Source organism: Bradyrhizobium sp. LTSPM299 (genome assembly GCF_000938235.1).
Lineage (GTDB): Bacteria > Pseudomonadota > Alphaproteobacteria > Rhizobiales > Xanthobacteraceae > Bradyrhizobium.
Window position 1 is genome coordinate 170,082 of record NZ_JYMU01000050.1, and the last position, 26,346, is coordinate 196,427.

At 64.5% G+C, this 26,346-nt stretch carries 23 protein-coding genes; 5 read left to right on the plus strand and 18 right to left on the minus strand.

Annotation, left to right across the window (positions count from 1 at the left end):
• Window positions 1-20: 20 nt before the first annotated feature.
• The 10 genes from ybgF to UP10_RS27135 form a co-directional block, all read right to left on the minus strand.
• A complete protein-coding gene (ybgF, locus tag UP10_RS27090; RefSeq protein ID WP_044590269.1) occupies window positions 21-1,043 on the minus strand; it encodes a tol-pal system protein YbgF in 1,023 nt (340 codons plus the stop codon).
• A 254-nt stretch (window positions 1,044-1,297) separates the two neighbouring features.
• Window positions 1,298-1,792 (minus strand): peptidoglycan-associated lipoprotein Pal, encoded by a 495-nt coding sequence (gene pal, locus UP10_RS27095; protein WP_044539479.1) that lies wholly within the window; start codon window positions 1,790-1,792, stop codon window positions 1,298-1,300.
• Window positions 1,793-2,102: 310 nt separating this feature from the next.
• Window positions 2,103-2,840: an N-acyl amino acid synthase FeeM domain-containing protein gene (locus UP10_RS27100; RefSeq protein ID WP_044590270.1), complete on the minus strand. Its 738-nt coding sequence runs from the start codon at window positions 2,838-2,840 to the stop codon at window positions 2,103-2,105.
• Window positions 2,841-3,010: 170 nt separating this feature from the next.
• Complete coding sequence (locus tag UP10_RS27105) at window positions 3,011-5,335, minus strand: putative bifunctional diguanylate cyclase/phosphodiesterase (RefSeq protein WP_044539481.1); 2,325 nt, start codon at window positions 5,333-5,335, stop codon at window positions 3,011-3,013.
• 185 nt (window positions 5,336-5,520) lie between these two features.
• Complete coding sequence (gene tolB, locus UP10_RS27110; RefSeq protein WP_044590329.1) at window positions 5,521-6,846, minus strand: Tol-Pal system beta propeller repeat protein TolB; 1,326 nt, start codon at window positions 6,844-6,846, stop codon at window positions 5,521-5,523.
• A 72-nt stretch (window positions 6,847-6,918) separates the two neighbouring features.
• Window positions 6,919-7,854, minus strand: coding sequence for a cell envelope integrity protein TolA (gene tolA / locus UP10_RS27115; RefSeq protein WP_044590271.1), 936 nt, complete (start codon window positions 7,852-7,854; stop codon window positions 6,919-6,921).
• Window positions 7,855-7,889: 35 nt separating this feature from the next.
• Window positions 7,890-8,357, minus strand: a complete 468-nt coding sequence (locus UP10_RS27120; RefSeq protein ID WP_044590272.1) for a biopolymer transporter ExbD — start codon at window positions 8,355-8,357, stop codon at window positions 7,890-7,892.
• A 34-nt stretch (window positions 8,358-8,391) separates the two neighbouring features.
• A complete protein-coding gene (gene tolQ / locus UP10_RS27125; protein ID WP_044590273.1) occupies window positions 8,392-9,105 on the minus strand; it encodes a protein TolQ in 714 nt (237 codons plus the stop codon).
• Window positions 9,106-10,242: 1,137 nt separating this feature from the next.
• Complete coding sequence (gene crcB / locus UP10_RS27130; protein WP_245321887.1) at window positions 10,243-10,629, minus strand: fluoride efflux transporter CrcB; 387 nt, start codon at window positions 10,627-10,629, stop codon at window positions 10,243-10,245.
• Window positions 10,630-10,879: 250 nt separating this feature from the next.
• Entirely contained in the window at window positions 10,880-11,479 is a 600-nt protein-coding gene (locus UP10_RS27135; RefSeq protein ID WP_044590275.1) for a superoxide dismutase, read from the minus strand.
• A 159-nt stretch (window positions 11,480-11,638) separates the two neighbouring features.
• Here UP10_RS27135 and UP10_RS27140 point away from each other — a divergent pair, with 159 nt between their 5' ends.
• Window positions 11,639-12,181, plus strand: coding sequence for a GNAT family N-acetyltransferase (locus UP10_RS27140; RefSeq protein WP_044590276.1), 543 nt, complete (start codon window positions 11,639-11,641; stop codon window positions 12,179-12,181).
• A 104-nt stretch (window positions 12,182-12,285) separates the two neighbouring features.
• Window positions 12,286-12,729 carry a DUF2147 domain-containing protein gene (locus UP10_RS27145; protein WP_044590277.1) on the plus strand — a complete coding sequence of 148 codons (444 nt, stop codon included), beginning with the start codon at window positions 12,286-12,288 and terminating at the stop codon, window positions 12,727-12,729.
• Between the two features lie 177 nt (window positions 12,730-12,906).
• Here UP10_RS27145 and UP10_RS27150 read toward each other — a convergent pair whose 3' ends face one another.
• Entirely contained in the window at window positions 12,907-14,058 is a 1,152-nt protein-coding gene (locus tag UP10_RS27150; protein ID WP_044590278.1) for a DUF3095 domain-containing protein, read from the minus strand.
• A 197-nt stretch (window positions 14,059-14,255) separates the two neighbouring features.
• On the opposite strand from UP10_RS27150, the gene UP10_RS27155 reads away from it, so the two are divergent.
• Window positions 14,256-14,921 carry a DUF2278 family protein gene (locus UP10_RS27155; RefSeq protein ID WP_044590330.1) on the plus strand — a complete coding sequence of 222 codons (666 nt, stop codon included), beginning with the start codon at window positions 14,256-14,258 and terminating at the stop codon, window positions 14,919-14,921.
• A gap of 92 nt (window positions 14,922-15,013) precedes the next feature.
• On the opposite strand, the gene htpG is transcribed toward UP10_RS27155, so the two are convergent.
• The 3 genes from htpG to UP10_RS27170 form a co-directional block, all read right to left on the minus strand.
• Window positions 15,014-16,882 (minus strand): molecular chaperone HtpG, encoded by a 1,869-nt coding sequence (htpG, locus tag UP10_RS27160; protein WP_044590279.1) that lies wholly within the window; start codon window positions 16,880-16,882, stop codon window positions 15,014-15,016.
• Window positions 16,883-16,986: 104 nt separating this feature from the next.
• A complete protein-coding gene (locus UP10_RS27165; RefSeq protein WP_044590331.1) occupies window positions 16,987-17,799 on the minus strand; it encodes an MBL fold metallo-hydrolase in 813 nt (270 codons plus the stop codon).
• Window positions 17,800-17,883: 84 nt separating this feature from the next.
• The gene (locus tag UP10_RS27170) at window positions 17,884-18,483 is read right to left on the minus strand and encodes a TetR/AcrR family transcriptional regulator (RefSeq protein WP_044538205.1); all 600 of its coding nucleotides are present in this window, start codon (window positions 18,481-18,483) and stop codon (window positions 17,884-17,886) included.
• A gap of 136 nt (window positions 18,484-18,619) precedes the next feature.
• Here UP10_RS27170 and UP10_RS27175 point away from each other — a divergent pair, with 136 nt between their 5' ends.
• Window positions 18,620-19,588 carry an SDR family NAD(P)-dependent oxidoreductase gene (locus UP10_RS27175; RefSeq protein ID WP_044590280.1) on the plus strand — a complete coding sequence of 323 codons (969 nt, stop codon included), beginning with the start codon at window positions 18,620-18,622 and terminating at the stop codon, window positions 19,586-19,588.
• A 156-nt stretch (window positions 19,589-19,744) separates the two neighbouring features.
• Here the strand turns inward: UP10_RS27175 and UP10_RS27180 are convergent, their stop codons facing one another.
• The 4 genes from UP10_RS27180 to xylB form a co-directional block, all read right to left on the minus strand.
• Window positions 19,745-20,692 carry an ABC transporter substrate-binding protein gene (locus tag UP10_RS27180; RefSeq protein WP_044590281.1) on the minus strand — a complete coding sequence of 316 codons (948 nt, stop codon included), beginning with the start codon at window positions 20,690-20,692 and terminating at the stop codon, window positions 19,745-19,747.
• A 67-nt stretch (window positions 20,693-20,759) separates the two neighbouring features.
• On the minus strand, window positions 20,760-21,797 hold the full coding sequence (locus UP10_RS27185) for an ABC transporter permease subunit (RefSeq protein WP_044590282.1): 1,038 nt from the start codon (window positions 21,795-21,797) through the stop codon (window positions 20,760-20,762).
• Window positions 21,790-23,325 carry a sugar ABC transporter ATP-binding protein gene (locus UP10_RS27190; protein ID WP_044590283.1) on the minus strand — a complete coding sequence of 512 codons (1,536 nt, stop codon included), beginning with the start codon at window positions 23,323-23,325 and terminating at the stop codon, window positions 21,790-21,792. Before UP10_RS27190 ends, UP10_RS27185 begins: the two co-directional genes overlap by 8 nt.
• A complete protein-coding gene (gene xylB, locus UP10_RS27195; RefSeq protein ID WP_044590284.1) occupies window positions 23,322-24,800 on the minus strand; it encodes a xylulokinase in 1,479 nt (492 codons plus the stop codon). Before xylB ends, UP10_RS27190 begins: the two co-directional genes overlap by 4 nt.
• Window positions 24,801-25,080: 280 nt before the next feature.
• Between xylB and UP10_RS27200 the strand changes: the two genes are divergently transcribed.
• Window positions 25,081-26,331, plus strand: coding sequence for an ROK family transcriptional regulator (locus tag UP10_RS27200; RefSeq protein WP_044590285.1), 1,251 nt, complete (start codon window positions 25,081-25,083; stop codon window positions 26,329-26,331).
• The last annotated feature ends 15 nt before the right edge of the window (window positions 26,332-26,346 follow it).

Sequence of the window (26,346 nt, forward strand, 5' to 3'; positions counted from 1 at the left end):
ACAACCTCCCCGTCGCTGGTTTAGCACTTCACCCGCTTTTGCTCACGGTCGACGGCGGCTTTCACGCCACCGGATGCGCGCGGATATTTGCGCGACACCTCGCCGAACGCAGCGCAGGCGGCTTCTTTTTCCTTCAGCGCCGCGAGCGACTGGCCGAGCCGCAGTAGCGCGTCGGGCGCCTTGGCCGACTTGTCGAACTTGGTCGTGACACCAAGGAAGGTCTCGGCGGCGTCGCGATATTGCTGGCGCTGGAAATAGGTCTCGCCGAGCCAGTATTGCGAATCCGCGACCAGCGGGTCAGCGGGATATTTCTGCGAAAAATTCTTCATCGTCTCTTCGGCGAGCGCGTAGTCCTTGCGCTGGATGTAGCCGATGCCGAGGTCGAACTCGTCCTTTGGCGTGGCCGATGGCGGCAGCGTGGTCAGGGCGGCGCTGGCGCCGGGGGCGCGTTGCGGCGGACCACCCGCGTCGCGCGGGCTGGTATTGCCGAGATCGAGCGGCTCGCCCAGTGCGCGGCCGCCGGGAGCACCGACCGCGGCGTCATTGGAGACCGGCAGCTGGCCGCCGCCCAGCGCGCGCGGCGCACCCGGAGCGTTCGGGTTCTGGTTCGGATCGAACGCATCGCCACGGCTGCGGCGGCCGGGAACTACGGCCGGCGCGGGCTCCTGCACGATCGGCGCGGGCGCCGCGATCTGCTGCTGCTGGTCATAACCACCCTGCTGCCGACCATAGCCCGGCTGGACCTGCGGATAGGCCTGCGGCTGTTGGGCCGGCGGCACCGCCGCGACATTCGGCTGGGCCGCGGGAGGCTGCCCGCCCGGACCCGCAGGCTGGGCGCCGAGCTGGCGCAACCGGTCCTCGAGCTGGCGGTTGCGGTACTGCAACTCCTCATTCTGTCCGGTCAACTGCCGCAGCTGGTTCTCGAGCCGCTCGATCCGCATCTCGGCATCGGAGTCATCTGATTGCGCAAAGGCCGGCGAGGAAACGGCAAACATCGCCGCGATCGCCGCGGCGGAAGAAAGGAAAAGAAGCCTGGATGACATTTTGCCCTGACGACGAGATCGACGTGAAAAGCTGGTCACATTGGGGGACGGAGTACGCCGGAATTGTGACTGGCGTTCCGAACCCGGCGCTGCATTGCAGGGGTATGGTTTAGTGCCAGAAACGGAACAAGCAAGCGGGCAGTTGCGCACAGCTCCGTTCATCAAGCTGACGGAACGCTGGCTCCGCTATCGCAGGCCCCAAAACAAAACCGGCGCCCGAAGGCGCCGGTTGAGAGATTGGCCGAGATGATCGCTCAGGAACTCGCGTTCAGCACCGTGACGGCACGGCGATTCTGCGACCAGCAGGAGATGTCGTTGCAGACCGCGACCGGGCGTTCCTTGCCGTAGGAGATGGTCCGCATGCGGCTCGCATCGATGCCGCGTGAGGTGAGGTATGCACGGACCGACTGGGCGCGACGGGCACCGAGCGCGATGTTGTATTCGCGGGTGCCGCGCTCGTCGGCGTGACCTTCGATGGTGAAGGCATAGCGGTTGTAGGTCTGCAGCCACTGCGCCTGCTTGTCGAGGGTCGCAATCGCCTGCGGGCTGAGATCGGTCTGGTCGCTCTCGAAGAACACGCGGTCGCCGACGTTGACCACGAAATCCTGCTGGCTGCCCGGGGTCGCGGCGCTCGCCATCGCACCATCGGCGCCCATGCCATTCTTGTTGGCGCACGCACCCATCGACAGCGCCACGGCAAGAACCGCCGCCAGCTTCATACCCTGGAGGATACGCATTTGATATTTCATTCGGGAGCCTCCACGCTCACGCTCTTCGTACTGTCCATCCGGTCTACAGGGCGATGGTTAAGCGAACGTTCCGTCAACCTTGATGGAACCTTGCCAGACCCCGTCAAATGCCGGGCAATGACGAAAAGCGCCCCCGATGGTTAATGGGTGGCAAATGTGGCGCGACGGTGAAGAGAAGGCAAGCTTCGCCGGAACCGATCGCTTTTGCAGGCAATTTCGAGCCCGCGAACGGTCACTGGGCGACAGATAGTTGCGTTTCACGTGAGGCCGGGCGGCCGCAACGAGATCGGCGCCCGCCGGCGGCTTCCCCTCAGGAATTAGGCACGATCGAGGCCCGCTCGAACGGCCTGACAAGGCCGTCGGGCAGGGATCGGCTTTCGCTGCGTTCGAACAACATGCGCCGCTCGAACGCGCTCGAGCGCAGGAACGGATAGCGGGCAAGCACCCTCTCCCGCACCGACGGCAGATGCGCCGCCATCAGCCCAACCGGCTTCACCAGCCCAGGATAGAGACGCGCCTCGGACCAGGTCTCGTGCAGGAATACCCGACGGTAGAAGGCCATGTGCTCGGGACGAACCGGCGCCAGGCCGTAATCGGCATTGAAATGCACCCCGGCAGTCGAGCCAAGGCGTACCGTGACATAGGGCAGTTCCGGAAAGCTGCGCGCCTTCTCGGGATCCGCGACAAAGCGCGTTGAATCGATGAAGACCAGGCCCTGATCGAGTTTGGGATGGAGCACGTCGCCGAACACTTCGACCGTAGGCGAGGTGCGCAACTCCGGCGTCGCGACAGTGATTCGAATCGAGCTGCAGAGCTCGCCCTGCAGGTAAACGCCAAAGACCCAGGCATTCGGTGCGTCGTCAAATTGATCGACAACCCGCTCGTCCGCCGACGGCCGGATCGCGCCCTCACGCAAATAAGCACGGTAGCGGAGCCGGTAAATCTCGTCCTTCTGCTCCGGAGTTTGGGCAAGGCGATAGTCGACTTGGTCCAGTGGGTCCGCAAGCCTTCCTGTCGCGGGCTTGATAACTTCTGCCGCGGACCTCATGTGGTACTCCTGACATTCAACAACTTACGCGCGCGTCAAAAAAGATTAACAGCTTCTTAATTTTCGTCAAAGCAATCGCCGCAATACAGTTAACCTGTGACCGCAAGAGTGCATTCTGCTCCGTGCGGCCACAACTTACTACAACCATTAATTGAGGATGTGGTTCCGGGTCAGGCGATCGATCGCGAGGGAACCACGTGCAGCTGCTCGTCGGTCCGGCGGCCGTGCGACGCGTTGAGCAGCTGGCGGATGCGCACCGCGGGAACCGGCCGGCTGAACAGGTAGCCCTGCGCCTCCGTCACTGCGCCGTCAGCGCTGATCAGCTCGAGCTGTTCGTTGGTCTCGATCCCCTCGACCACGACCGCCATGCCGAGGTCCGCGGACAGCCGCGCCACGCCGCGCAGCAGCGTCAGCGGACGGTCGCTGTCGATGCCTTCGAGGAAGGAGCGATCGATCTTGACCTTCTGCAGCGGGAAATTGTGCAGGTAGCTGAGCGACGAGTAGCCGGTGCCAAAATCATCGAGCGAGATCCGCACGCCGAGTGTCCGCAACTGCGACAGCACGTCGTGGGTCAACTGGGTGTTGTGCAACAGCGAGGATTCGGTGATCTCGATCTCGAGTCGGTGCGCCGGTAGGCCCGAGACCTCCAGCGCATAACGCACCTCGCTCAGCACGTCGCGCTGATGGAACTGCTGCGGCGAGAAATTGACGGCGACGCTGACCGCGTCCGGCCACTTCATGCATTCCATGCAGGCCTTGCGCAGGATCCAGCGGCCGAGGTCGACGATCAGGCCCATATCCTCGGCAACTGGAATGATGTCGACCGGCGAGACCGTGCCGCGCACCGGATGGTTCCAGCGCAGCAGCGCTTCGCAAGTGGTCACCTTGCCGGAGTTCAGGTTGATCAGCGGCTGATAGAACAGCTCGAACTCTTCGTTGGCCAGCGCCTTACGCAGGTCGAGTTCGAGGATACGACGGGCCTCGACGGTTTGCGCCATCTCTTCGCGGAAGAAGCAGAAGGTGCCGCGGCCGTCGGCCTTGGCGCGGTAGAGCGCCATGTCGGCGTTCTTGAGCAGTGTATCTGCGCTGACACCGGGCGCCGCCATGGCGATGCCGACGCTGGCGCCGATCTCGACCAGATGGTTGTCGATCTTGTAGCGCTCGCTCAGGCGGTCGACGATGCGTCGCGCGAGCCCTGCGGCATCTTCGTGCGAATGGATATTCTGCTGGAACACGACGAACTCGTCGCCACCGAACCGCGCGACAAAATCCTCCGGCCGCAGCATCTCGCGCAGCCGCTCGGCGACCGCGCATAAGAGCTGGTCGCCGCAGGGATGGCCGAGCGTATCGTTGACCTGCTTGAACTGGTCGAGGTCCACGAACAGCAGGGCCGAGCGCTGGTCGCCGCCATGCCGGGCAAGCAGGCGGCCGATCTCGTCGCGGAAATTGACGCGGTTGGGCAGTTCGGTCAGTTCGTCATAGCGCGCGAGGTGGCTGATCCTGGCCTCGGCATCCTTGCGCTCGGTGATGTCTTCGACCAGCACGACGGTGCCGCCGCCGCTCATCGGCTGGAAGGTCCAGGACAACGCGCGGTTCTTGCTCGCGTCGGGATCGCTGGTGACGATGTCACCGGCTTGCGAACTCTCGATCTCGGAGAGGATCTGCCTGGCGGTCGCGGCCGAGATCGAGCCGGACAGCACGCAGGCATTGCAGACGTCAGAGGCGCCCGCGCTACGCTGCACGAAATCCTCCGACAGCTGCATCATCTCGATGAAGCGGTGGTTCATCACCGCAAGACGCCCATCGGCGCGGAACATGCACAATCCGTGCGGCATGTTGTTCAGGGCAGTATCGAACTGCCCGGCCAGCGCCGCTTCGCGCTCCTTGGCGATCCAGGCGTTGACGTAGATGCGCTGGAGGCTCGAGGTGAGGTGCCGGATGGCGCTGAAGAAAACAAAGCTGAGCAGCGCGAGCGCGATGTAATAGGCACCGCCAACATACGTCAGCGCCGCGATCAGGGGACCGATCGACAGCAACAGATGAAGATGAAATATCTGCGGCCGGCCGAAGGTACGTCCCACTCCGGCCGACGTATAGGCGACCACCGTCGTCACACAGAGCATGTGGGCGGCCGAATCCCTGGTCGTGAGCAGCACGGTCGCGCCCCAGATGCCGAGCGCAACGCCATAGGCGATCGAGCCGATCCTATAACGCCTTTCCCAGGCCACCGACTCCTCGACGGTGAGACGGGAATTGCGCTGCTTGTAGCGGTACATCTGCAGCGCGCGCGCCAACCCCACCACGATGAACAGCGGCACGCACAGCCAGCACAGCAGATCGCCGGTGACGGCCGCGATCACCGCGCCGGCAATCGCGGGGCCGAAGGCGCCAAAAATCATCGGCGCAGGATTCATGAACAGGGAATCGACCAGCGCCGCGGAGATCGTCGGCGACATCGACTGGTCCGGTTCTCCCGTCTGACTTGCAAACTGCATTGTGGGGGCGCGCGTCCTTGTCACGTCGCACTTCTACGCGCCGCAGATGAAGTCTTTCTGAGGGAACATCGTTAGCGAGTCATTGTCGCGGACCGCGCAATACAGAAACTTACCTGAAATATCAATCAGGTAGGCAAGAACTGCCTGTTAACGACCGGGTTCCCTCGTGCCTCATCCGCTTCGCGTCACGACAACAGCGGCGACCAGGCGGGATCGGACGCAAAGCCCGGCGTCGGCACCTTCAACTCGTTGCGGCCGGAGACGTCGACGGTAAACAGCGACGGTCCGCCGCTACCGCCGGGATCGCGGAAGAACATCACGACGCGCCCGTTCGGAGCAAAGGTCGGGCCCTCATTGTGGAAGCCCGAGGTCAGGATGCGCTCGCCCGAGCCGTCGGGTTTCATGATGCCGATCGCAAACTGCCCGCCGCCCTGCTTGGTGAAGGCGATGTAGTCGCCGCGCGGCGACCACACCGGCGTCGAGTAGGTGCCGTCGCCGAACGAGATGCGCTGTGCTGCGCCGCCGGTTGCCGCCATCACATAGATCTGCGGCTTGCCGCCGCGATCGGATTCGAAGCAGAGCCGCGAGCCGTCGGGCGCGTAGGACGGCGAGGTGTCGATCGCCGGCGTGTCGGTCAGCCGCGTCAGCGACTTCGAGCGCAAATCCATCACGAACAGATTGGAGTTGCCGCCCTGCTGAAGGCTCATGATGACGCGCTGGCCATCCGGCGAGAACCGCGGCGAGAACGACATGCCCGGGAAGTTGCCGACGACCTCGCGCTGGCCGGTCTCGATGTTGAGCAGGTAGACGCGCGGGTCGCCCTGCCCGAACTCCATATAGGTGATCTCCTGGGTCGACGGCGAGAACCGAGGGGTGAGCACGAGTTCGGCACCGCGGGTCAGATAGCGCACATTGGCACCGTCCTGGTCCATCAGCGCCAGCCGCTTGACGCGGCGCTCCGCGGCGCCGCTCTCGTCGACGAAGACGACGCGGGTGTCGAAATAACCCTTCTCGCCGGTCATCCGTTCATAGATCTGGTCGGAGATGATGTGCGCGATGCGCCGCCAGTAATCGGCGGAGGTGTCGTAAGCATTGCCAGCGAGCTGCTGGCCGGTGTTGACGTCATAGAGGCGGAACTCCGCCTTGACGCGCCCGTTGGCCTGCCGCGTCATGCGTCCCATCACCACCGCCTGCGCGCTGATGCTCTTCCAGTTGTTGAGGTTGGGCGCCGCGTCGATATTGACCTGCTTTTCGAGATAGGCGGCCTGATCGATCGGCGCGAACAATCCGCTGCGCTTCAGATTGTTGGTGATGACCTGCGCGACGCCGACGCCGACCTCGGTGTCGCCGGGCGTGCCGGCGGCGAAATTCGGGATCGCGATCGGCACGGGCGCAAAATCGCCTTCCTGAACGACCACCTTCTTCTGCGCCAACGCGCTACGACTTCCAGCAAGCACGCCGAGAGCGGCGACTCCGGAGATCAATTGCCGGCGGTCGAGGCGGAATGTCATCGCGCGCAAATCATTGTTGTCGGTCATTGTCCGTAGACTTTGTTTGATATTGGCCAAGCGACACCGCTGTCCTCAGGTCTTTCGTTCTGTGAACACCGGCGCGAAATACTTCCATTCGTCGAAAAACGCCGCCGGCAGATTGTACGGCTGGCATTCGATGATCGCCCGCAGCGCGCTCTCCTGATAGACGCGCAGATAGGGCGTTCCCGGGGCGCCTTCCGGGACCGGCATGCCCTCCAGCGTGCCGTCGCGTTTCAGCTTGATCGCAAACGACACCTCTGTCTGCTGTGCCTCGATGCCGCCATAGGGCTTCTTCCAGCAGCGTTCGACCTGCTGCTTGAACATCGCGCCCCAGGTCGCGGAATTGTCGGCGGCTTTGCCCTTCGACGTCCCGAGCGAGGCGTTGGAATTCAGCGTGTCGCCGGTCGCCGCCGCGCGCGTCGGATCGCGCTTGTCGAGCAGTTCGGCGATCTTGCTCCGGTCGAAGGTGCGCTCCTTCGGCTTCTGTTCCGGCGGCGGCTTGGCAGCCTGCTGAACCGGCTTCGGCGGCGGCTTCTTCTCTTCCTTCTTGATCGCTTCGGCGATCGGGTCGGGCTTCACCGGATCGGGCTTGTTCTCGACCGGTTTCGGCTCTTCCTTTGGCTTGTTCTCGACCTTCTTCGGCGGATCCGGTTTTTTCTCTTCCGGCTTCTCCTCCACCTTCGGCGTCGGCGGTGGCGCAGTGTCGGTCACAACAGGCGGCTTCTTATCCTCGATCTTGCCGACCGCATCGTCGACCGGCTTGGCCTCGGCGACCTTCTCGACCAGCGGCTTCGGATTGTCCTTCTTGCCGTCCTTCTGGCCGGACATGGCTTTGGAGAGCTGATTGGCGTCGATCACGTCGACCGCGACGGTGTCCTCTTCCGGCATGACAAAGGCCCTGGTCGAAAACGTCACGAGGCCCCACCCGATCACGACGAGGTGCAGGACAATCGACGCCGCCAGTGTCTTGTCGACCTTGACCTTCAAATCAGGCTTCCCCGTGCCGCTCGCCGCACATGGCCTTAAGACCCGCCTTCCGGGATGATGACGATGTTCGCCTTGTAGTTGGCGGCCCGGATCTCCCCGAGCAATTTCATCATGTCAGTGTAACAGACGTCCTTGTCGCCGCGCAGGTAAACCACGCTTTCGGCGTCCGATCGGGTCTCGCGGATTGCCTTGATCTTGGGCAGCAGATCGGCTGCGGCGATCGGCGCATCGCCGAGATAAAGATCGACGCTTGAATTGCAGCTGCCGCTGGTGCGCTTGACCGACAGCGTCAAGGGCGGCGCGTTCGACGAGATTGACTTGCCACCGCTGGCGATCGGCAGGTCGATGTCGATGCTCGAGGTCATCAGCGGCGCCGCCACCATGAAGATGATCAGCAGCACCAGCATCACGTCGACCATCGGCGTGACGTTGATCTCGGCCATCACAGGCTTGCGCCCGCGGCGTCCGCCACGGCCGGACGGACCTGCTACGCTCATCGCCATGATCGTGCGCTCACAAGGCTAATCATTCTGTCCCTCAACCCCGTTCGTCGATCTGACGCGACAGGATGGCGGAGAATTCATCGGCGAACCCCTCCAGGCGCTGGGCCTGCCGGTTCACCTCGGAAATGAACTTATTGTAGAAAATAGTCGCCGGAATTGCGGCGATCAGGCCGATGGCGGTGGCAAATAGCGCTTCCGCGATGCCGGGCGCCACCACCGCCAGCGAGGTGTTTTTCGAGGCCGCGATCGACTGGAAGCTCGACATGATGCCCCAGACGGTGCCGAACAGGCCGACAAAGGGGCCGGCCGAGCCGACGGTCGCCAGCACCAGCAGCCGCCGCTCCAGCCGCTCCACCTCGCGGGAGATCGAGACGTTCATGACCTTCTCGATCCGGGCCTGAAGGCCGGCAAAGGAGCGCGACTGGCCGTCGAACGAGCGTTTCCATTCCCGCATCGCCGCCACGAAACAGGCCGCCATCGACTGGGTCGGCTTGGCCGACAGCGTCCGGTAGAGCTCCTCGATCGACTGGCCGGACCAGAACGCCTGCTCGAAGCGGTCCATGGCGCGCTTGGTGCGGGCATAAAGCAGGATCTTGTCGATCGCGATCGCCCAGACCCAGACCGAGCAGGCCAACAATCCCAGCATGACCGCCTTCACGACCCAATGGGCCTGCAAAAACAAGGCGATCAGCGACACATCGCTCGATGCCAGGGGCAGAGCAGATTGAGCCACGTCGGCGGGATTCATCGGCAATTTCCTCTCAACGCAAGTGTCCCCATCGGCGGTCCGCAAATCGGTAGCGGTTCCACGGCATCGCGCCGGGCGCGGCAAAAACTGCGCGAGAGCCTTTTACATCTGTCGCATTGGGGGGCCCGTCCAAAGCCGGGCCCTGCTTCCCCTGCCAACATGTCAAAACGAGGGCTTTTCGCGCGGCATTCCGACCCTAACCAGACGCTAATCATGGTTAAGGCGAAGTTACCAAAGGAAGATTCCGGGGCGGGAAACACCGCGGGGTGAGCGGGTTGCGTGGTTCCATGGGCGCGGCCTCGCCGGCGGCACCGCGCTCGGCGTAATGGGCAGCCACAGGCATTGGCGGCCCAGCGGACCTGGTCGTGATGGCTCAAAATCGCGGTAACCAAAATTGGTGTCGTCGCCGGGCTTGTCCGGGCGATCCAGTATTCCAGAGACGGTTGTTATTAAGCCGATGGGCCGCGGCGTACTGGGTCGCCCGGTCCATGTGCGCAATTGCGCACAGGCCGGGCGATGACAGCGTGATATGAGGCGCGATCCCGCGTTCTCGCGACATCAATTGTCCGAGCTTTGCATTTCGTTTCGCCCTCTCGAAACAGGGCGCAGGGAAAGCCGGGTGCACGCTGCGCCCGCGGTCTCGTGTGCAATGGTAGAAAGAGAAGCGCACACGAGCATACAGGTCCAGCGGAGGCACTCCGGCTTTCCCTGCGCGATGGTTTTACGGCTTATACGTGCTCCCCGGCGAGACCGGGCTTTCTTGTCACCGTCTCGCGAAGATGCTTCGCATCTCGCGGGAGACACCAGCCACTGGGGCGTCAGGACCACACGACTTCACCGTCCGCCTCATGCGCTCTCGTCAGTTGCGCAATCAGCGGCCACCGCATCCCACCGCGCGTTCGTGACGTGTGCACGCCCCTCTCATCGGGTGGGACGGGCATATCTATACACTGAGTTGCGCTTCGGATAAAGCGAAATATTTTTGCACGGAGGGCTTGCCATGTCGGGCAACTCACTGCTAGCGGCAAACTCCATCATACTCGTCATTCCCCGGTGCGCAATTGCGCATCATAGCTCGACGCTAGCGCGTCGCCCCGGAATGACGACGGAGAGATGCTCCGCCGAGGCCGCTTCGGCTCACGCCAGTTGCCTGATGATCGTGAGCCCGGCGAACAGGCCCGCGATCGAGAGGATCACCGAGCCCAGCACATAGAGGGCCGCAAGACCGAGCTCGCCGCGCTCGTAGAGCAGCGCGGTGTCGAGCGAGAAGGCGGAGAAGGTGGTGTAGCCGCCGAGGATTCCCGTCATCAGGAACAGCCGCCACGGCTGCGAGGCCTCGCCCTTGAAGGCGAGATAGCCCGCGATCAGGCCCATCACGGTCGAGCCCGTGATGTTGATGATGAAGGTGCCCCAGGGAAATGCGGTGCCGATGCAGCGGGCGCAAGTGAGGTTGATCAGATGGCGCAGCGATGCGCCGAGTCCCCCGCCGAAGAAGACCAGAACGAAGCTCGTTGCGTTACCCACCATTGCCCCCGGGTGGTGTGAAGAGAAGTCTCAGTCCGCGCTGCTCAGAACTCACCCTCCCCTGGAGGGGGAGGGTCGGTTCGCATGGAGCGAAGCGGAATGCGAAACAGGGTGGGTGATCTCTCAACACGGGCAGTGTTTCCCGCGGATAGACCGTCACCCCACCCCGCCGCTCATTTCATTCGCGTCGACCCTCCCCCTCCAGGGGAGGGTGAAGAGCCGTACGTGAAGTGACGACCGCGTACTGCGATCAGCCGGCCTTGCCGAACAGCTCGTCGACATAGTCCCAGTTGACCAGGCTGTCGACGAACGCCTTCAAATAGTCCGGACGGCGGTTGCGGTAGTCGATGTAGTAGGAGTGCTCCCAGACGTCGACGCCGAGGATCGGGGTCGCGCCATGGACCAGCGGGTTCTCGCCGTTGGGGGTCTTGGCGATCTCGAGCTTGCCGCCCTTGACCTGCAACCAGGCCCAGCCGGAACCGAACTGGCCGACGCCGGCGGCGGCGAAATCGGTCTTGAACTTCTCGAAGCCGCCGAGATCCTCGTTGATCTTCTTTTCCAAACGGCCGGGCAACTTGCTGCCGCCGCCATTCGGCTTCATCCACTTCCAGAAATGGAGGTGATTGTAGTGCTGGCCGGCATTGTTGAAGACGGCAGCGTTCTTGCCGAACGAGCCCTTCACGATCTCTTCGAGGGACTTGCCTTCGAATTCGGTCCCCTTGATCGCGTTGTTGCCGTTGGTGACGTAGGCCTGATGATGCTTGTCGTGGTGAAATTCCAGCGTTTCCTTGGACATGTAGGGCGCAAGGGCGTCATGGGCGTAGGGCAGATCGGGAAGCGTGAAGGTCATGGGGGATGTCCAACAGTGGTGGGAGACTACTCTTAACGAGACCCCCTTATAGAAGGTTCCATCGCGGAGAGACACCGCATTTTGGCAAGCCCGACCGCTTGCTGTAACGCTGTCGCAGACAGCGTTTGTGACGGTCGTTCGGGGCGAAGAGGCGGCAATATGGGCATCGAAATCGACATCCTCAACGGCGACGCGTCATGGCAGCGCGCCGAGCCCTTGCACCGGGCGGTGTGGGGCCGCCATGTCGTGGCACCGCCTTCCAAAAGGCCGCCCTGGGCGGATATCGAGTGGGCCAATGCGGATTTGCGCGTGCTGATCGACGCGCCCGACGACAGCAGGCTTGCCTGCCATGTCGGTATCTACTTCCGGACCGTGACCTGGAATCGCCACAAGGTGCATATCGGCGGCATCGGCGGGGTCGCGACCCGCGAGGACTGCCGGCGGCGCGGCTATGCGAGCCTCGCGATCGATGCCGCCGTGCACACCATCCGCGCCAATGAAGCGGTGAAATTCGCGCTGCTGGTCTGCGAGCCGCATAATTTCGCCTTCTACCAGGCGCGCGGCTGGCATCCTTTCACCGGCGAGGTTTACTGCGCGCAGCCTTCCGGGCAAATCCGCTTCGAGGCGATGGCGCCGTTCGTCTACGACATCGTCCGCGCCCCGCGCGACGGCAAGATCGACCTGTGCGGCCTGCCGTGGTGATCATGCACCGGCAGGGGTGGCCATCATGCTTCGGTGATCGCGCAAATATTACATTGCAGAAATCTTCCGACTTGTTATGCAGGCCCGCCTTTGGGAAATGAATCATGGCCTGCAGATTTGGACATGTTGCCGCAATCATTGTGACGATGCTCGCCGCGCCTGCCGCGCATGCGCAAAGCGCGCCTGAGCCGGTCGGCGTCTGGCAGACCCAGGCCGGCGATGCCCGGGTCAAGGTCAGCAAATGCGGCGGCGGCATCTGCGGCGTGGTCGTGAGCCTGCGCGACCCGATCGATCCCATGACCGGCAAGCCGCAAGTCGACAACAAGAATCCCAACCCGTCGCTGGCCAACCGGCCGATCATCGGGCTGCCGCTGTTTTCCGGCATGCGCCCTGTCGCCGAGGGCAAATGGTCGGGCCAGATCTACAACGCCGACGACGGCGGCACCTACGCCAGCAGCATCACGGTGACCGGCGACAGCACATTGCGGGTCGAGGGTTGCGTCGGCGCGCTCTGCGGCGGCGAGACCTGGACACGGGTGGGGCGGTAGACTCTTCTCCCTCGCCCCGCTCTTGCGGGGTCGAGACGAGCGAAGCTCGCTCTTAGAGGGTTGGGGTGAGGAGCTCTATCCGCAAGCGCGCGGATTATTGAGACCTGTACCCCCTCACCCGGATTGCTGCGCAATCCGACCTCTCCCGCAAGCGGGGCGAGGTAAGAAAGCGCCGCCTTACGCCGCACTCGCCTTCAGCGCGGTGGCGGCCGAAGCGTAGCCGCCGCGGGCGCCGTCGATGAAATGGACGTGGTCGGCGCGCATCACCGAGGGCGTGAAGCAGGTCATCATCGCGGCATCCTGCCGGTGCAGGCCGTAGCGCACGATGCCCTGCGCGGCCGCGGCCGCAAGCCGCTGCTCGAGCGCGGCCGCGAGCTCGCCCGTGCAGTCCAGGATCATGCGCAGGCCGTCGTCATATTTGCGGAAGTCGGAATTCTCGACCACCTGCTGCAGATAGCGCTTCGGCGTGAAGGTGCCGACCTTGAGGCCGAGGCGAAACACGACAAAGGTCCAGAACGCAAAACCGAGCACGACGGCGCGCCGCATCGCGAGCGAGCCGCCCCGCCGTGTGGCGCGCGCCTCGTAATCCATCCCTTGCGGCGGGAAGCGCAGCGGCGGACCGCTCGCCGGCACCGGCCGCCCGGCATCGGGGCTGGTCTCGACAGTTGCGATGACGTCCTCGATCACCTTGCGGAAGGCGGCCGGATCGGCGCCTGCCACCGGCATCACCAGCACCGACACGATGACGCCGCGGGTGGACGGGATCTCCTCGAAGCGGCAGGACAGGCCCGACAGATCGGGCTGCGTGCCCGGCGGCGCGGGATCGAGGGTGAATTCGCCGCGCTTCATCGCGGCATCGGCAAAGGCGAGCCCGCCGCCGGAGAACATCGCATAGGACAGATTGGCCGACGGCCCGAAGCGCGCGACGCGGACGTCGGTGCCCGCGGCGCGGATCGCCACGACCGGCACCAGAGCGACCCGGAGCACAAGATCAAGATCGTCGCGAACCCAGCTCGCGGTTGCCGCCAGCGCCTCGCGCGCCTTGCCGAGATCGCCCGGCGCGATCGCGAAGCTCGCGCCGTCACCGCCGAACACGAAGGGAAATTCGCGCCCCTCCAGCGCATTGGCGACGGAGGCGATCACCGCGGCGCCGGCCATGTTGACCGCCTTGTAGCGCTGCGCCGCGATTGCCCGGGTCGATTCCACGATGTCGGCGACGCCGACGGTCCAGTCGTCGGGCAGCGGCGAATACATCGCGGGATCCATCAGGCGCGCGAAGCTGCGAAACACCGGAATGCCGCCGTAGAAGATCTCGCTGCCGCCTTCCATCGCACCGCCGCGCCGTTCCGCCCTGGAAAACTCATTAGCAGATACGCGGCGGTTTGGAATCCGGTTTTGAAGCGTAGCGCGAATACGGCTGCCGGCCGTCTTCGGAGCAGGCAAAACTGTGTCCTGTTTCACACGCGCGTCTCATCTCAGGTTGTATGGTCGGACAGACACTCGCCGGAACCCGAAAGGATCGCGCCGTGACCCTCGTCTACGGATTCGTCAAGACCAAGGTGACCTCCGAGCCCAAGATGAAGCCGTCGCATCGCGGACACGAGACGCAGTTTCACCTGCACTGCAATCTCGACGTCGATGGCGCGAAGTGGGACGTCGCCATCAATGTCGGCACCAATGACGCGGACGATCTGCTGAAATACAAGCTGGTCTTCGACTTCCGCCATCCGATCATCCAGACGCTTGCGGCGGCCAATAGCGGCTCGCAGGCGCTGACCGGACAGAAGGCGCTGCCCGCGCTCGATTTCCTGCGCAGCGATCTGCTCGCCAACACCGGCAAGTGGCGCGACAGCGATGTGATGGACGGCTCCGATGACATCGAGCCGGCGGCGTCGCTGAAGCGGCTGTTGTCGCGCGCGCACCAGGAGAGCCGCGACGTCTACATCTTCGGCCGCTTTTTCGAACAGGGCGACGGCCTGCACGACGTCCATCTCAACCAGGGTTCGAGCAAGGGCTTCGTCCATCGCCCAGGCGATGATTCCAACGACCACAATGATGTCTGGCAGGACGGCGCCGTGATGGTCGATCTCGGCGAGCCGGAATGGGCGGCGTATGTCTCGGCCTTCAACCAGCAGCTGGTGCCGACCGACGACCTCGGCAATCCGCTGCCCGACGCGGCCACGATTTCGTAGCCCGTAGCCCGGATGAGCGCAGCGCAATCCGGGGCAGTTCATCCGCGTGGCGAAGTCCCTGGATTGCGCTGCGCTCCATCCGGGCTACGCCCTTATCCCTTCGCCACCCCGCGCAGCACCAGCTGATTGAGCCGGGCGGCGAATGCGGCGGGGTCATCGGGCATTTCGCCGTCGAGGATCTGCGCCTGTTCGAGCAGCAGGAAGGACAGGTCCCTGGCCTGCGCCGGGTCGGTCGCAAGGGCTGCGACCAGCGGGTGGCGCAGGTTGATCTCGAGGATCGGCTTGGTGATCGCGCCACGATTTTGCTGGGCGAGCAGCCGCTCCAGCGCGCGGTCGCGCGCATCGCCGCCGGCAACCAGGCAGGACGCGCTCGAGGTCAGCCGCTGCGAGGCACGCACGTCGGAGACGCGCTCGCCGAGCGCATCCTTGATGAGCGCGATCGTCGTCGCCGCGTCGGCCGCAGGCTCGTCCTTGTTGTCGTCGGACTTCTCATCGGTGAGCGGGACCAGGCCGAGATCGATATCGCCCTGGCTCAGCGACTTCAGCGGCTTGCCGCCGAATTCGAGCGGCGCCGAGGTCCAGAACGCGTCGACGGGATCGGTCAGCAGCAGCACCTCGATGCCGCGGGCGCGCGCCGATTCCAGTTTCGGGTTCGCCTTCAGCCGCTCGATGCTGTCGCCGACCAGATAATAGATCTCGGTCTGGTTCGGCTTGAGATCGTCGACATATTGCTTCAGCGAGCGATTCTCACCCGCGGTGGTGGTGAAGCGCGCCAGCGCCAGCAGCTTGTCGCGGCGCTCGAAATCCTCATACAGGCCTTCCTTGATCACCGGGCCGAAGGCGTCCCAGATTTTTGCGAACGCCTCCGGCTCCTTTTCGCCCAGCGTTTCCAGCTCGCCGACGACGCGGGTCGTGACGGCCTTGCGAATCTGCGCCAGCTGCGGATTGTTCTGCAGCATCTCGCGCGAGATGTTGAGCGGCAGATCCTCGCTGTCGATCACGCCCTGGATGAAGCGCAAATAAGCCGGCAACAGCTCGGCGTCATCGGCGATGAAGACGCGGCGGACGTAGAGCTTGACCTTGCCCTTGCGCTCGGCCTGGAACAGGTCGAACGGCTTGGTCGACGGTGCGAACAGCAGCACGGCGTAGGATTGCCGTCCCTCGGCGCGGTAATGCAGCGTCATCGCCGGCTCGTCGAAGGCGCCGGCGATCTGCTGATAGGCCTGCTTGTAATCGTCAGCCGTCAGCTCGGATTTCGAGCGCTGCCACAGCGCGCTCGCCGAATTGATCTGGCGCGGCTCGCCCTCCTCCGGCACCAAGAGAATCGGGAACTGGATGTTGTCGGAATATGCACGGACGATGCGCTCGATCTCGTAAGCTTCGAGATATTTCGCTGCGTCCTGCTTCAGATGCAGCACGATCTCGGTGCCGCGCGCGACGCGCTTGGCATCGTCCTCGCCGCCCGGCGCGATCTCAAACCCGCTGCCGCCTGCCGACGTCCATACCCACACCTCGCCAGAGCCGGCGCGGCGGCTGGTGACGACGATCTTCTCGGCGACCATGAAGGCCGCATAGAAGCCGACGCCGAACTGGCCGATCAGGTTGGCGCCATCCTTGGCCTCGGTCAGCTTGGAGAGGAACGATTTGGTGCCGGAGCGCGCGATGGTGCCGAGATTATCGATCAGCTCCTGGCGGTCCATGCCGATGCCGGTATCGACCACGGCGAGCGTGCCGGCTTTCTTGTCTGGGACGATCCTGATCTCCGGCGGCGCGCCGTCGGCGATCAAATCGGGGTTGGCGATCGCCTCGTAACGCAGCTTGTCGCAGGCATCCGAGGCGTTCGAGATCAGTTCGCGCAGGAAGATGTCGGTCTCGGAATAGACCGAATGCACCATCAGGTGCAGCAGTTGGGCAACCTCGGCCTGGAACGGCTGAGATTCGGCGGCGGCAGCAGTGGTCATGGGGAACTCGGACAATCCGGGGTGGTGGGAAGGCTCTGATATAGCGCAGACCCATCAGGTGGCAAGATTTGTGATCGCGGTGCCTGGTGCGGCCGGCTGAAACCTCAGCCGCGGTCGGAAATGGCGGCGATGTAGCGCTGCACCGAGCGATCAAACGCCGCCTTCGCATCCGAGGCGATGTTCTTGCCCCACCAGGCGCCGTAAAGCGAATCGAAGGCGAGCGGCGCGATGGCCCGAGCGATGGTGCGGACCGCGGCAGCGTTGAGCGGGATGTAGTTCGGATAGCTGTACATGAAGCTCACCGAGCTGCGGTCCATCGCGACCATCGCGACATCGCCGGTCAACAGCGCGCCGCGGCCCTCCGCGCCAGCGCGCCAATGCAGCACGGTAGCACCCGCAAAATGCCCGCCGGGGCGCACCAGCAGGATGTCGTCGGAGATACGATGGCTGTCGCCCCGCCACGGCACGATCGCGGAGTGCTGCCGCGTCACCCATTGCGCGTCGTCGCCATGCAGATAGACCGGCGCGTTATCGAATGCCGCACTCCAGTCGGCGACCGCACCATAATAATGCGGATGCGAGATCGCGATCGCCGTCAGCCCGCCGAGCGAGGCGACATGCGCGATTGCCTCAGGCGTCGCCAGCGGCACGCAATCCCACATCACGCAGCCGCCACCATCGGGCACCAGCAGCGCGCGCTGCCCGATAGCAAAGGACGGCTCCAGCCCGATCCCGACAAGGCCGAGATCGTCGCGAAACACCAGTCGATGCCGCTGCGCGAGCTCCTCGCGCGTCAGCCAGGCCTGCCCCTTCCAGTTGACATATTGCCGCTCGTCCTCGCAGATCGGGCAGGCCGGCGGCGGCGCGGCAGTTTCAGGAAATTGCGCACCGCATTGTTCGCAGCTCCACAGGGGCATTGGACGGTCCTCCACGATGACGGGATAACGCAAAACAAAAGGCCCGCCAAATCGCGGGCGCGTCATGTCAGGTGAAACACCGATTCAATCGATCGAAGACGTTGCTTTCCGAATCTGCATCCCCGCGACCAGGATGTCGACCATGCGTTTCGCGGCCTGCTTGGCATCCGCTCCCGCGCCGATGTTCGCCACGCCAGCCAATGCGCGCAGCAGGTCGAACGGCTCGATATCCGGACGGATGTCGCCGCTCGCCACAGCGCGATCGAACAGCATTGCGAGTGCGCGCTTCATTTGGTCAGACGATGCCGAGTACAGTTCGGACGTGCCGCCGACCAGCGAATTGAGCGCCGCATACATGCCCTGCTTGGCGGCCATGTAATCCACGAACACCAGCAGCCATTCGCGCAAGGCGCCAACCGGAGACTGCGTCTCCGCCAGCCGTGTCGCGGCGGTGACAAGCTGGTCGGTCTCGTTGCGGTAGACCGCCTCGATCAACGTGTCGCGGGTCGGAAAGTGACGATAGAGCGTCCCGGCCCCAACACCCGCAGTCCGCGCGATCTCGTCGAGGCTGGCCCCCGGCCCTTTTTCGGCGAACGCGGCCTTCGCGGTTTCGAGCAGGCGGATGCGGTTGCGCTGCGCATCGGCGCGCGGCTTGCGTGCGGCAGCGGCCTTCTCATCGCCCACGGTGAAGATACCCCTTGATAAACGGAGAGTGTCTCCGTATTTGAAACGGAGACACTCTCCTCTTACGCGAAAAATGGTTGGCAGACAAGGGTTTGCCGCCAAAGGGAGAGCTGTGCCAGAGACAAAGGAGTTGGCTATGAGCGATAGTTTCGGGGCGACGTCCACCACCGACGAGGTGCTGGCAGGGATCAATCTCAGCGGAAAACGCGTGCTGGTGACCGGCGTATCGGCCGGGCTCGGCGTGGAGACGGCGCGTGTGCTGGCGGCGCACGGCGCCCAAGTGGTCGGCGCGGCGCGCGATCTGGCCAAGGCGAAGCAGGCGACCAGCGAAGTCCGCGCGCAGGCCGCAAATGGCGGCGGCCTCACACTGGTCGAGCTCGACCTCGCCTCGCTCAAAAGCGTGCGCGCCTGCGCGGATGCGCTGGTAGCCGACGGGCGGCGTTTCGACGCCGTGATCGCCAATGCCGGCGTGATGAGAACGCCGTTCGGGCACACCGCCGATGGTTTCGAGACGCAATTCGGCACCAACCATCTCGGCCATTTCGTGCTGGCGAACCGCATCGCTGATCTGATCGCGCCAGGTGGACGGCTGGTGAACGTCGCCTCGTCAGGTCACCGCTATTCGGACGTTGACCTCGACGATCCCGGTTTCGCGCGCACGCCGTATGACCCGATGATTTCCTATGGCCGGTCCAAGACCGCCAACATCCTGTTCGCCGTGGAATTCGACCGGCGCCACAAGGCACGCGGCGTGCGAGCGACAGCGGTGCATCCGGGCGGCATCAAGACTGAGCTCGACCGTCACATGGCGTTCGGCGAGCTTGAAAATCTCGTGGCGCAGATCAATGTCCAGCTCGCGGCGGCGGGCCAGCCGCCGTTCCAGTTCAAGACGATCCCCCAGGGCGCCGCAACATCGGTCTGGGCGGCCTTCGTCGCTCCGGTCGAGGATGTCGGCGGACGCTACAGCGAGAATTGCCAGGTGTCTGAGATCATCGAAGGGCCGACCAGCCCGGTCAGCCCCGGCGTCAGGTCGTACGCGCTCGATCCCGCACGCGCCAAGGCGCTGTGGACCAAGAGCGAGGAGATGGTCGGCGAACGCTTCTGATCGCACGCTCCGGCCGATGAGGAGCGGTGCTCTTCATCGGCCGTAGAAGCCCACGGGCGAGAGCTCTTCAATGCTTGCACCCAAACTCCATCTGCATATTGGCAGGTGCCACCCCGAAACTTCCTCCGAAACGAACGAAGGAAATAAGAGAGGCCGCTATTGCGACCGGTCCGACGTCCAGCCCTTGTACTCGGCGACATTGTCGCGCGTCACGAGTTTTGACGGCAACAGCTCGACGGTCGAGGCAGGCTTCTCGCCGTTGAGCAGGCCGACGCCGAGCTGCACGGCGCGGCGCGCCATGAAGAACGGATCCTGCGAGGCGGAGGCCTGGATTTGCGCGGAGCCTGGATCCTTGAGTGCGGCCTCAATGTCGGGCGCGCCGTCGACCGCGGTGATGACGATGCCGCTGCGGCTCTGCTGGCGCGCCGCGAGGTCGGTGCCGATCGCCTGCGGGTCGTTGATGGCGAAGATGGCATCGATCTTGGCGAACCGGGTCAGATAGCCCTGCGCCACGGTGAGGCCGCCTTCGCGCGAGCCCTTGGCATCCTGGTCGTTGGACAACACCTTGATGCCGGGGGTCTTGCCGAACACGTTCTTGCAGCCGACCACGCGGTCGATCACCGCCGAGACCTGCGGCCCGTTCTCGATGATCACGTCGCCTTTGCCGCCCAATTTGTCGACGATGTACTGGCAGGAGACCTCGCCGGCCTGGACGTTGTTGGTGGTCACCGTGGCATCGGCGCCATCAGCTGCGGTGTCGACGGCAACGACGATGATGCCGGCGGCCTGCGCCTTCTTGATCGCCGGCCCAATGGCCTTGGGATCGCCGGGGTTGAGCAGGATCAAATCGACGCCGGCGGCGATGAAATTGTCGATCTGGGTCACCTGCTTGCCGAGGTCGTATTCGAAGCCGACCGTCGTGATCTTGACGCTGGGGTTGGATTTCTTCGCCTCGAACTCGGCGCCCTTCGACAGAGCGACGAAGAAAGGGTTGCCCAGCGAGCCCAGCGAGATACCGATCGACTTGAGCTCCTTGGCGAAGGACGGGGCGGAGCTCAGCACGAGCGCCGTGGCGGCGCCGGCAAACGAAATCGTCTTCAACATTGGCTTCCTCCCTGGTCTGTTCAAAACTCCGGCACGGCGACCAGTGATCGCGACGGACTCTTTTGATTCACGTGCGGGCGGAGCCCTGCAGCCGATAGCGGTCAAGCGCCACCGCGCCGATGATGACGAGGCCTTTGATCACATATTGCCAGACGTCGGACACGCCGGTGAGGATAAGGCCGTTCGACAGCACGGCGATGATCAGCGCGCCGACCAGCGTTCCCCAGATCGAGCCGATGCCGCCGACGAAGGAGGTGCCGCCGAGGATCACGGCGGTGATCGCGTCGAGCTCGTAGGACTGGCCGAGCTGCAGGCCGTTGGCGGCGTAGAGCCGCGCCGCCTGGATGGCGCCGCCGAGGCCAGCGAGCAGGCCCGACGCGCCATAGACAAAGATAAGCACCGCCCAGACCTTGATGCCGGCGAGCCGGGCTGCGCTCTCATTGCCGCCGACCGCGTAGATATGCACGCCGAGCACGGTACGACGCAGCAGCAGCCAGGAGGCGAGGATCACGAGCAACGCGATCACCCAGAGCCAGGGCATCGACAGCACGCCGGGAATGAGCGTCAGTGAGCCGTTGCCGATGAAAGCATAGGGCATCGACGGATTGAACACCGTGGTGTCGGCACCCAACAGGCGCGCCACGCCGCGCACGGCGGTGAGCGACCCCAGCGTGACGATGAAGGGCGGCAGGCGTAAGAGCGCAATCAAGCCGCCATTTAGGATGCCGAAGACTGCGCCGGTAAACACTGCGGCCGGCAACCACAATGCTCCGAGATCGGGAAATTTGGAGACGATCAGCCCGGCCATCGCCGCGGCCGCCAGAATGGAGCCGACCGAGAGATCAATGCCGCCGGTGAGGATGACAAAGGTCATCCCGGCCGCCAGCACGGTGTTGACGGCGGACTGCTGCACCACGATGCCGAGATTCTGCGCAGTGAAGAAGCGGCCGTCCGAGAACAGATGAAAGCCAACGCACAACAGCAGCAGCACCGGCAGCATGCCGACCGCGCGAATCACAAGCCGCGTGCGCTGGCGCCTGCTCTCTTGCGCGGCTGCGAGGCCGGGCGCGGCTGCGGCTTTCGCGGAAACAACCTCATCAGGCATCGAGCTGCTCCATTCCGGTTGCAAGCGCCATGATCTCCTCCTGGCCGAGCGGCGCAGTCGCCGTTCGCTTGATCTCGCCGGCGATCTGTCCCGCCCGCATCACGAGGACGCGGTCGCAGATGCCGATGATCTCGGGCAGGTCCGACGAGATCACCAGCACCGCCGTTCCCGACTTCGCTAGGTTGTCGATGATCGAATAAATCTCGGACTTGGCGCCGACGTCGACGCCGCGGGTCGGCTCGTCGAGGATCAATATCTTTGGCGCGATCGCAAGCAGCCGCGACAGCAGCACCTTTTGCTGGTTACCGCCGGAGAGGCCGCCCACGGGGACGCCGACATCGGCGGCGCGGATGCCCAACGCCGAAAATGCCCTGCGGGCTCGGTCGCGCGCCTTGTCCCGGTCGAGGATGCCGCCGAGTCTGGCATCGCGGCCCAGCACCGCGAGATTGATGTTGTCGAGGCAGGACATGTCAAGGAACAGGCCGAGCGCCTTCCTGTCCTCGGTCAAATAGGCAATGCCCGCCTCGAGCGCCTGGCCGGGGTTACGGATCTCGACCCTGCGTCCTTCGAGCTCGACATGGCCTGAGGTTTTCGGCGCGGCGCCGATGATCAGATGCGCGAGCTCGGTGCGGCCGGCACCAACCAGCCCGGCGAGGCCGACGACCTCGCCCGCATGCACGGTCAGGGAGCAACCCTTGACGCGCCTGGAGTCGGCGATGTCGACGGCCGCGAGCACGGGGCCGCCATGCCGCGCCTTGGCATCGTCCGTGGGATCGTGCTCCTTCTTGTAGAAGGACGAGACGTCGCGCCCCACCATCAGGCGGACGATGGTGTCGGCGCGGATCTCGGGCTTGTCGAGCGAGCCGACCAGCGTGCCGTCGCGCAGCACCGTGACGCGGTCGCCGAGCGCGTAAACCTCATCCATGCGATGCGAGATGTAGATGATGGCGAGGCCTTCGGCGCGGAGCTGGCGGATCAGGACGAACAACCGCTCGCTCTCGCCGGCCGACAGCGCCGTGGTCGGTTCGTCCATGATCAGGATCTTCGAGCGGGCGTGCAGCGCGCGGGCGATCTCGACCAGCTGGCGCTGGCCCATCGACAAGCCGGCCACCAGCGTCGACGGCGTGAAATCCGCACCGAGCCGCGCCAGGATCGGGCCGACGCGGGTCTCCATCGCCTCGCGCGCCAACATCCCAAAGCGCGAGACTTCGCGGCCGAGATAGATGTTCTGCGCGACGCTGAGATTGGGGGCGAGCGACAGTTCCTGATAGATGATCGCGATGCCGGCCGCGCGGCCGCCCTCCGGGCCGTTGATGTTCACGGGCTTGCCCTCGATGCGGATTTCGCCGCCCGGATCGGGCCGGTAGGCGCCCGACAAGATCTTCATCAGCGTCGATTTGCCGGCGCCGTTCTCGCCCATCAAGGCGTGGATCTCGCCGGGATAGACGGTGAGGTCGACGTCGCGCAGCGCCTTGATGCTGAAGAACGACTTGGAGACCCGGCGCATCTCGAGGATCGGGGCGCTCATCTTGCCTCCCTCGCATGAGGCGTTTCCGATCCGCGGCGCGGCCGATACAGCTCGCGCCATGCCGGAAGCCGCGCGGCATAGGCATCGGCAAGACCACGCTCGGGTTCGAAGGTCTCGACGCGCGGCGGCTGCGTGCAGACTGCCGCGACCGGCTCGCCGGTGACAGCAAGGCGCCCCAATCTCGCCGCACCGAATGCCGCACCAACGTCGCTATCGGCAAGGCGGCTGATCGGAATGTCGAGGACGTTCGCCAGCACCGAGAGCCAGAAGCCCGATCGCGCCCCACCGCCGATCACATCGGCCTCGGCCACGACAACACCGGCGCTCGCGAGCGCGTCGCGGCAATCCGCAAGTGCGAAGGCGACGCCTTCGAGCACGGCCTGCACGACCGCAGCGCGATCGGTGCCATGGCTCAGGCCATCGAGCATGCCGCGCGCATCTGGGTCATCATGCGGGGTGCGCTCGCCGGCGAGATACGGCAGGAAGCTGACAGGCGACGGCGCATGCGGGCGTGCGCCAAGCGGCGCCAGCAACTCGGCTTCCGGCGCACCAAAAAGCCTTGCGATCCAGGCAAGGCAGGATGCGGCCGAGAGGATCGCGCCGCCCTGAAGCCACATCGCCGGGATTGCGTGCGCGAAGATGTGCACGGCGCGATCGGGATTGGCTGCAATCTTCTCGGTCGGAGTGAACAATGCGCCTGACGTGCCGAGTGAAATGAACGCGGTTCCCGGTCGGATCGCGCCGATGCCGATGGCACCGGCCGGATTGTCGCCCGCGCCACCCGCGATCATCGGCTGTTTGGCCATGCCCCAGCGCTGCGCGAGCTCGCGTGTCAACCGCGCCGCGGGCGCACAGCCCTCGACGAGCCGTGGCATCTGGGTGCGCGTAAGTCCGGTTGCGGCAAGGCCGTCATCCGACCAGTCGCGTTTGACAACATCGAGCCACAGCGATCCCGAGGCGTCGGAGACATCCTCGACCGCCTCGCCGGACAGGACCAGCCGGAGATAGGCCTTCGGCAGCAGGATGAGCCGCGTCGCCGCAAAGTTCTCCGGCTCGTGCGCCGCGACCCAGAGCAGCTTCGGCGCGGTGAAGCCGGGCATCGCCTTGTTGCCGGTGATCGCACGCAAGGCGGGCCAGCGTTGTTCGAGCACACGGCATTCGGCGGCGGAGCGGCCGTCGTTCCAGAGAATGCAGGGGCGCAACGGCTTGAGGTCGGCGTCGAGGAGTGTCGCACCGTGCATCTGGCCGGAGAGGCCGATGCCCGCGACGTCGGCCAGCTCACGAGGGTGATCCGCCTTCAGCGCGTCCAGCGTCGCGAACGTCGCCTCGATCCAAAGGCCCGGATCCTGCTCGGAGAAGCCCGGGCGCGGCGAGGCCGTCGACAGCGCGTGGCTCCGGCTGGCGATGACGCGCTGCGCGTCATCGACGAGGACGGTTTTGACCGCCGAGGTGCCGAGATCGATGCCGAGAAACATGATGCTCCCTGCCGGTTGTCAATTTCGGCACGCACGTGCCGAGGCCGTTAGTGGCCAACAGGACCGGAATTGCCTCCCCCTGCCCGCTTTTTCCGTCAACGGATATTTATTTTTTTAATTTACTATATTATAGTCCTGCTGCAACGGGAAAATTGGCTTCCACAAGAGCGACGCCAAATGCCGTGCCGAGTTCCATCGCGATCGGAAAACCATCGCAACAGGAGCCGGAAGCAGCCGCCATTGCTTGATTGAAGATGATGGCTTGATTGGAGATGACCGCTTGTCGGGAAAGGGCAGCAATTCAGTCAAGCTTCGCCACTACAATGAACGCTTCGTGCTCGACGCCATCCGCCGTCTCAAGGAGGCGTCCAAGTCTGACCTTGCGCGCGCAGCGCACCTCACGCCGGCCGCCGTGGCCGGCATCGTCAACGGACTCGAACAGGCAGGATTCGTAAAGCAAGTCGGAAAAAGATTCGGGCAGCGCGGATCGCCGTCCGTGCTCTACCGGCTGATGCCGGACCGCATTTACAGCGTCGGCATCAAGATCGGCCGTCGCGCGCTGGAGGCGGTGCTGGTCGACTTTGCCGGCGAGCTACGCGCTCGCGAGTCGCACGAATACCGCTATCCGGACCCGGAGCTGGTCCGCAAGGCAGGCAACGCCTCCCTCGCCAGTTTCGACGCGCTGGTGAACGGCCTCGACGGCGCCTCCATCGTCGGCGTCGGCATCGCTTCACCGTTCTTCCTCGGCGGCTGGATCGAGGAACTCGGCTTTCCAGCCGACCTTGGCGACCGTTGGGAAGCGATCGAGCTCATGACGCTGTTCGCGACACCAGCGAAGACGCCGGTGTTCATCGAGAACGACGCCACATCTGCGGCGCTGGCCGAGCTCATACACGGTGCCGGCGCGCGCTTCCGCGATTTCATGCACATCTCGATCGACACCTTCGTCGGCGGCGGCCTGGTGCAAAACGGCAAGGTGCAGCCAGGCCCGCACGGCAACAGCGCCGCGCTCGGCCCGATACCCGTCTCCCCGTCAAGCCTCGATTCGGTGGCGGCCAGACCGGGGCGCTACCCGAGCCTGCTGCACCGGGCCTCGATCTATGTGCTGGTCAATCATTTGAAGTCGCGCGGCATCGAGATCACGCGGGTGCGGGAGCTCGACCCGATACCTTCAGGTGCGCGGGAGCCGCTGCTCGAATGGATCGAGGATTGCGCCAACGCGCTGGTCGAGGCGATCATCGCCGTCGCCTCGGTCATCGACATCGAAGCGATCGTGCTCGACAGCATCTTGCCGCGGTCAATTCATCTGGAGCTTTTGGCGAAGGCGCAAAGTCAATTCAGCCGTGTGACCGCCACCGGCATCGTCGCGCCGGAGATCGTGCCCGGCCAGTTTGGCCCCGACGCCTCGCCGATCGGGGCCGCCATGCTGCCGTTCTCGGCGCTGTTTGCACCTGATAGCAGCGTGTTGATGATCGGCAAGGACAGGACAAAGCTGTTGGGCAAGCTTTCAGCGCTCGCCGGCCAGAGCTGAGCAGAATCCCTCGCA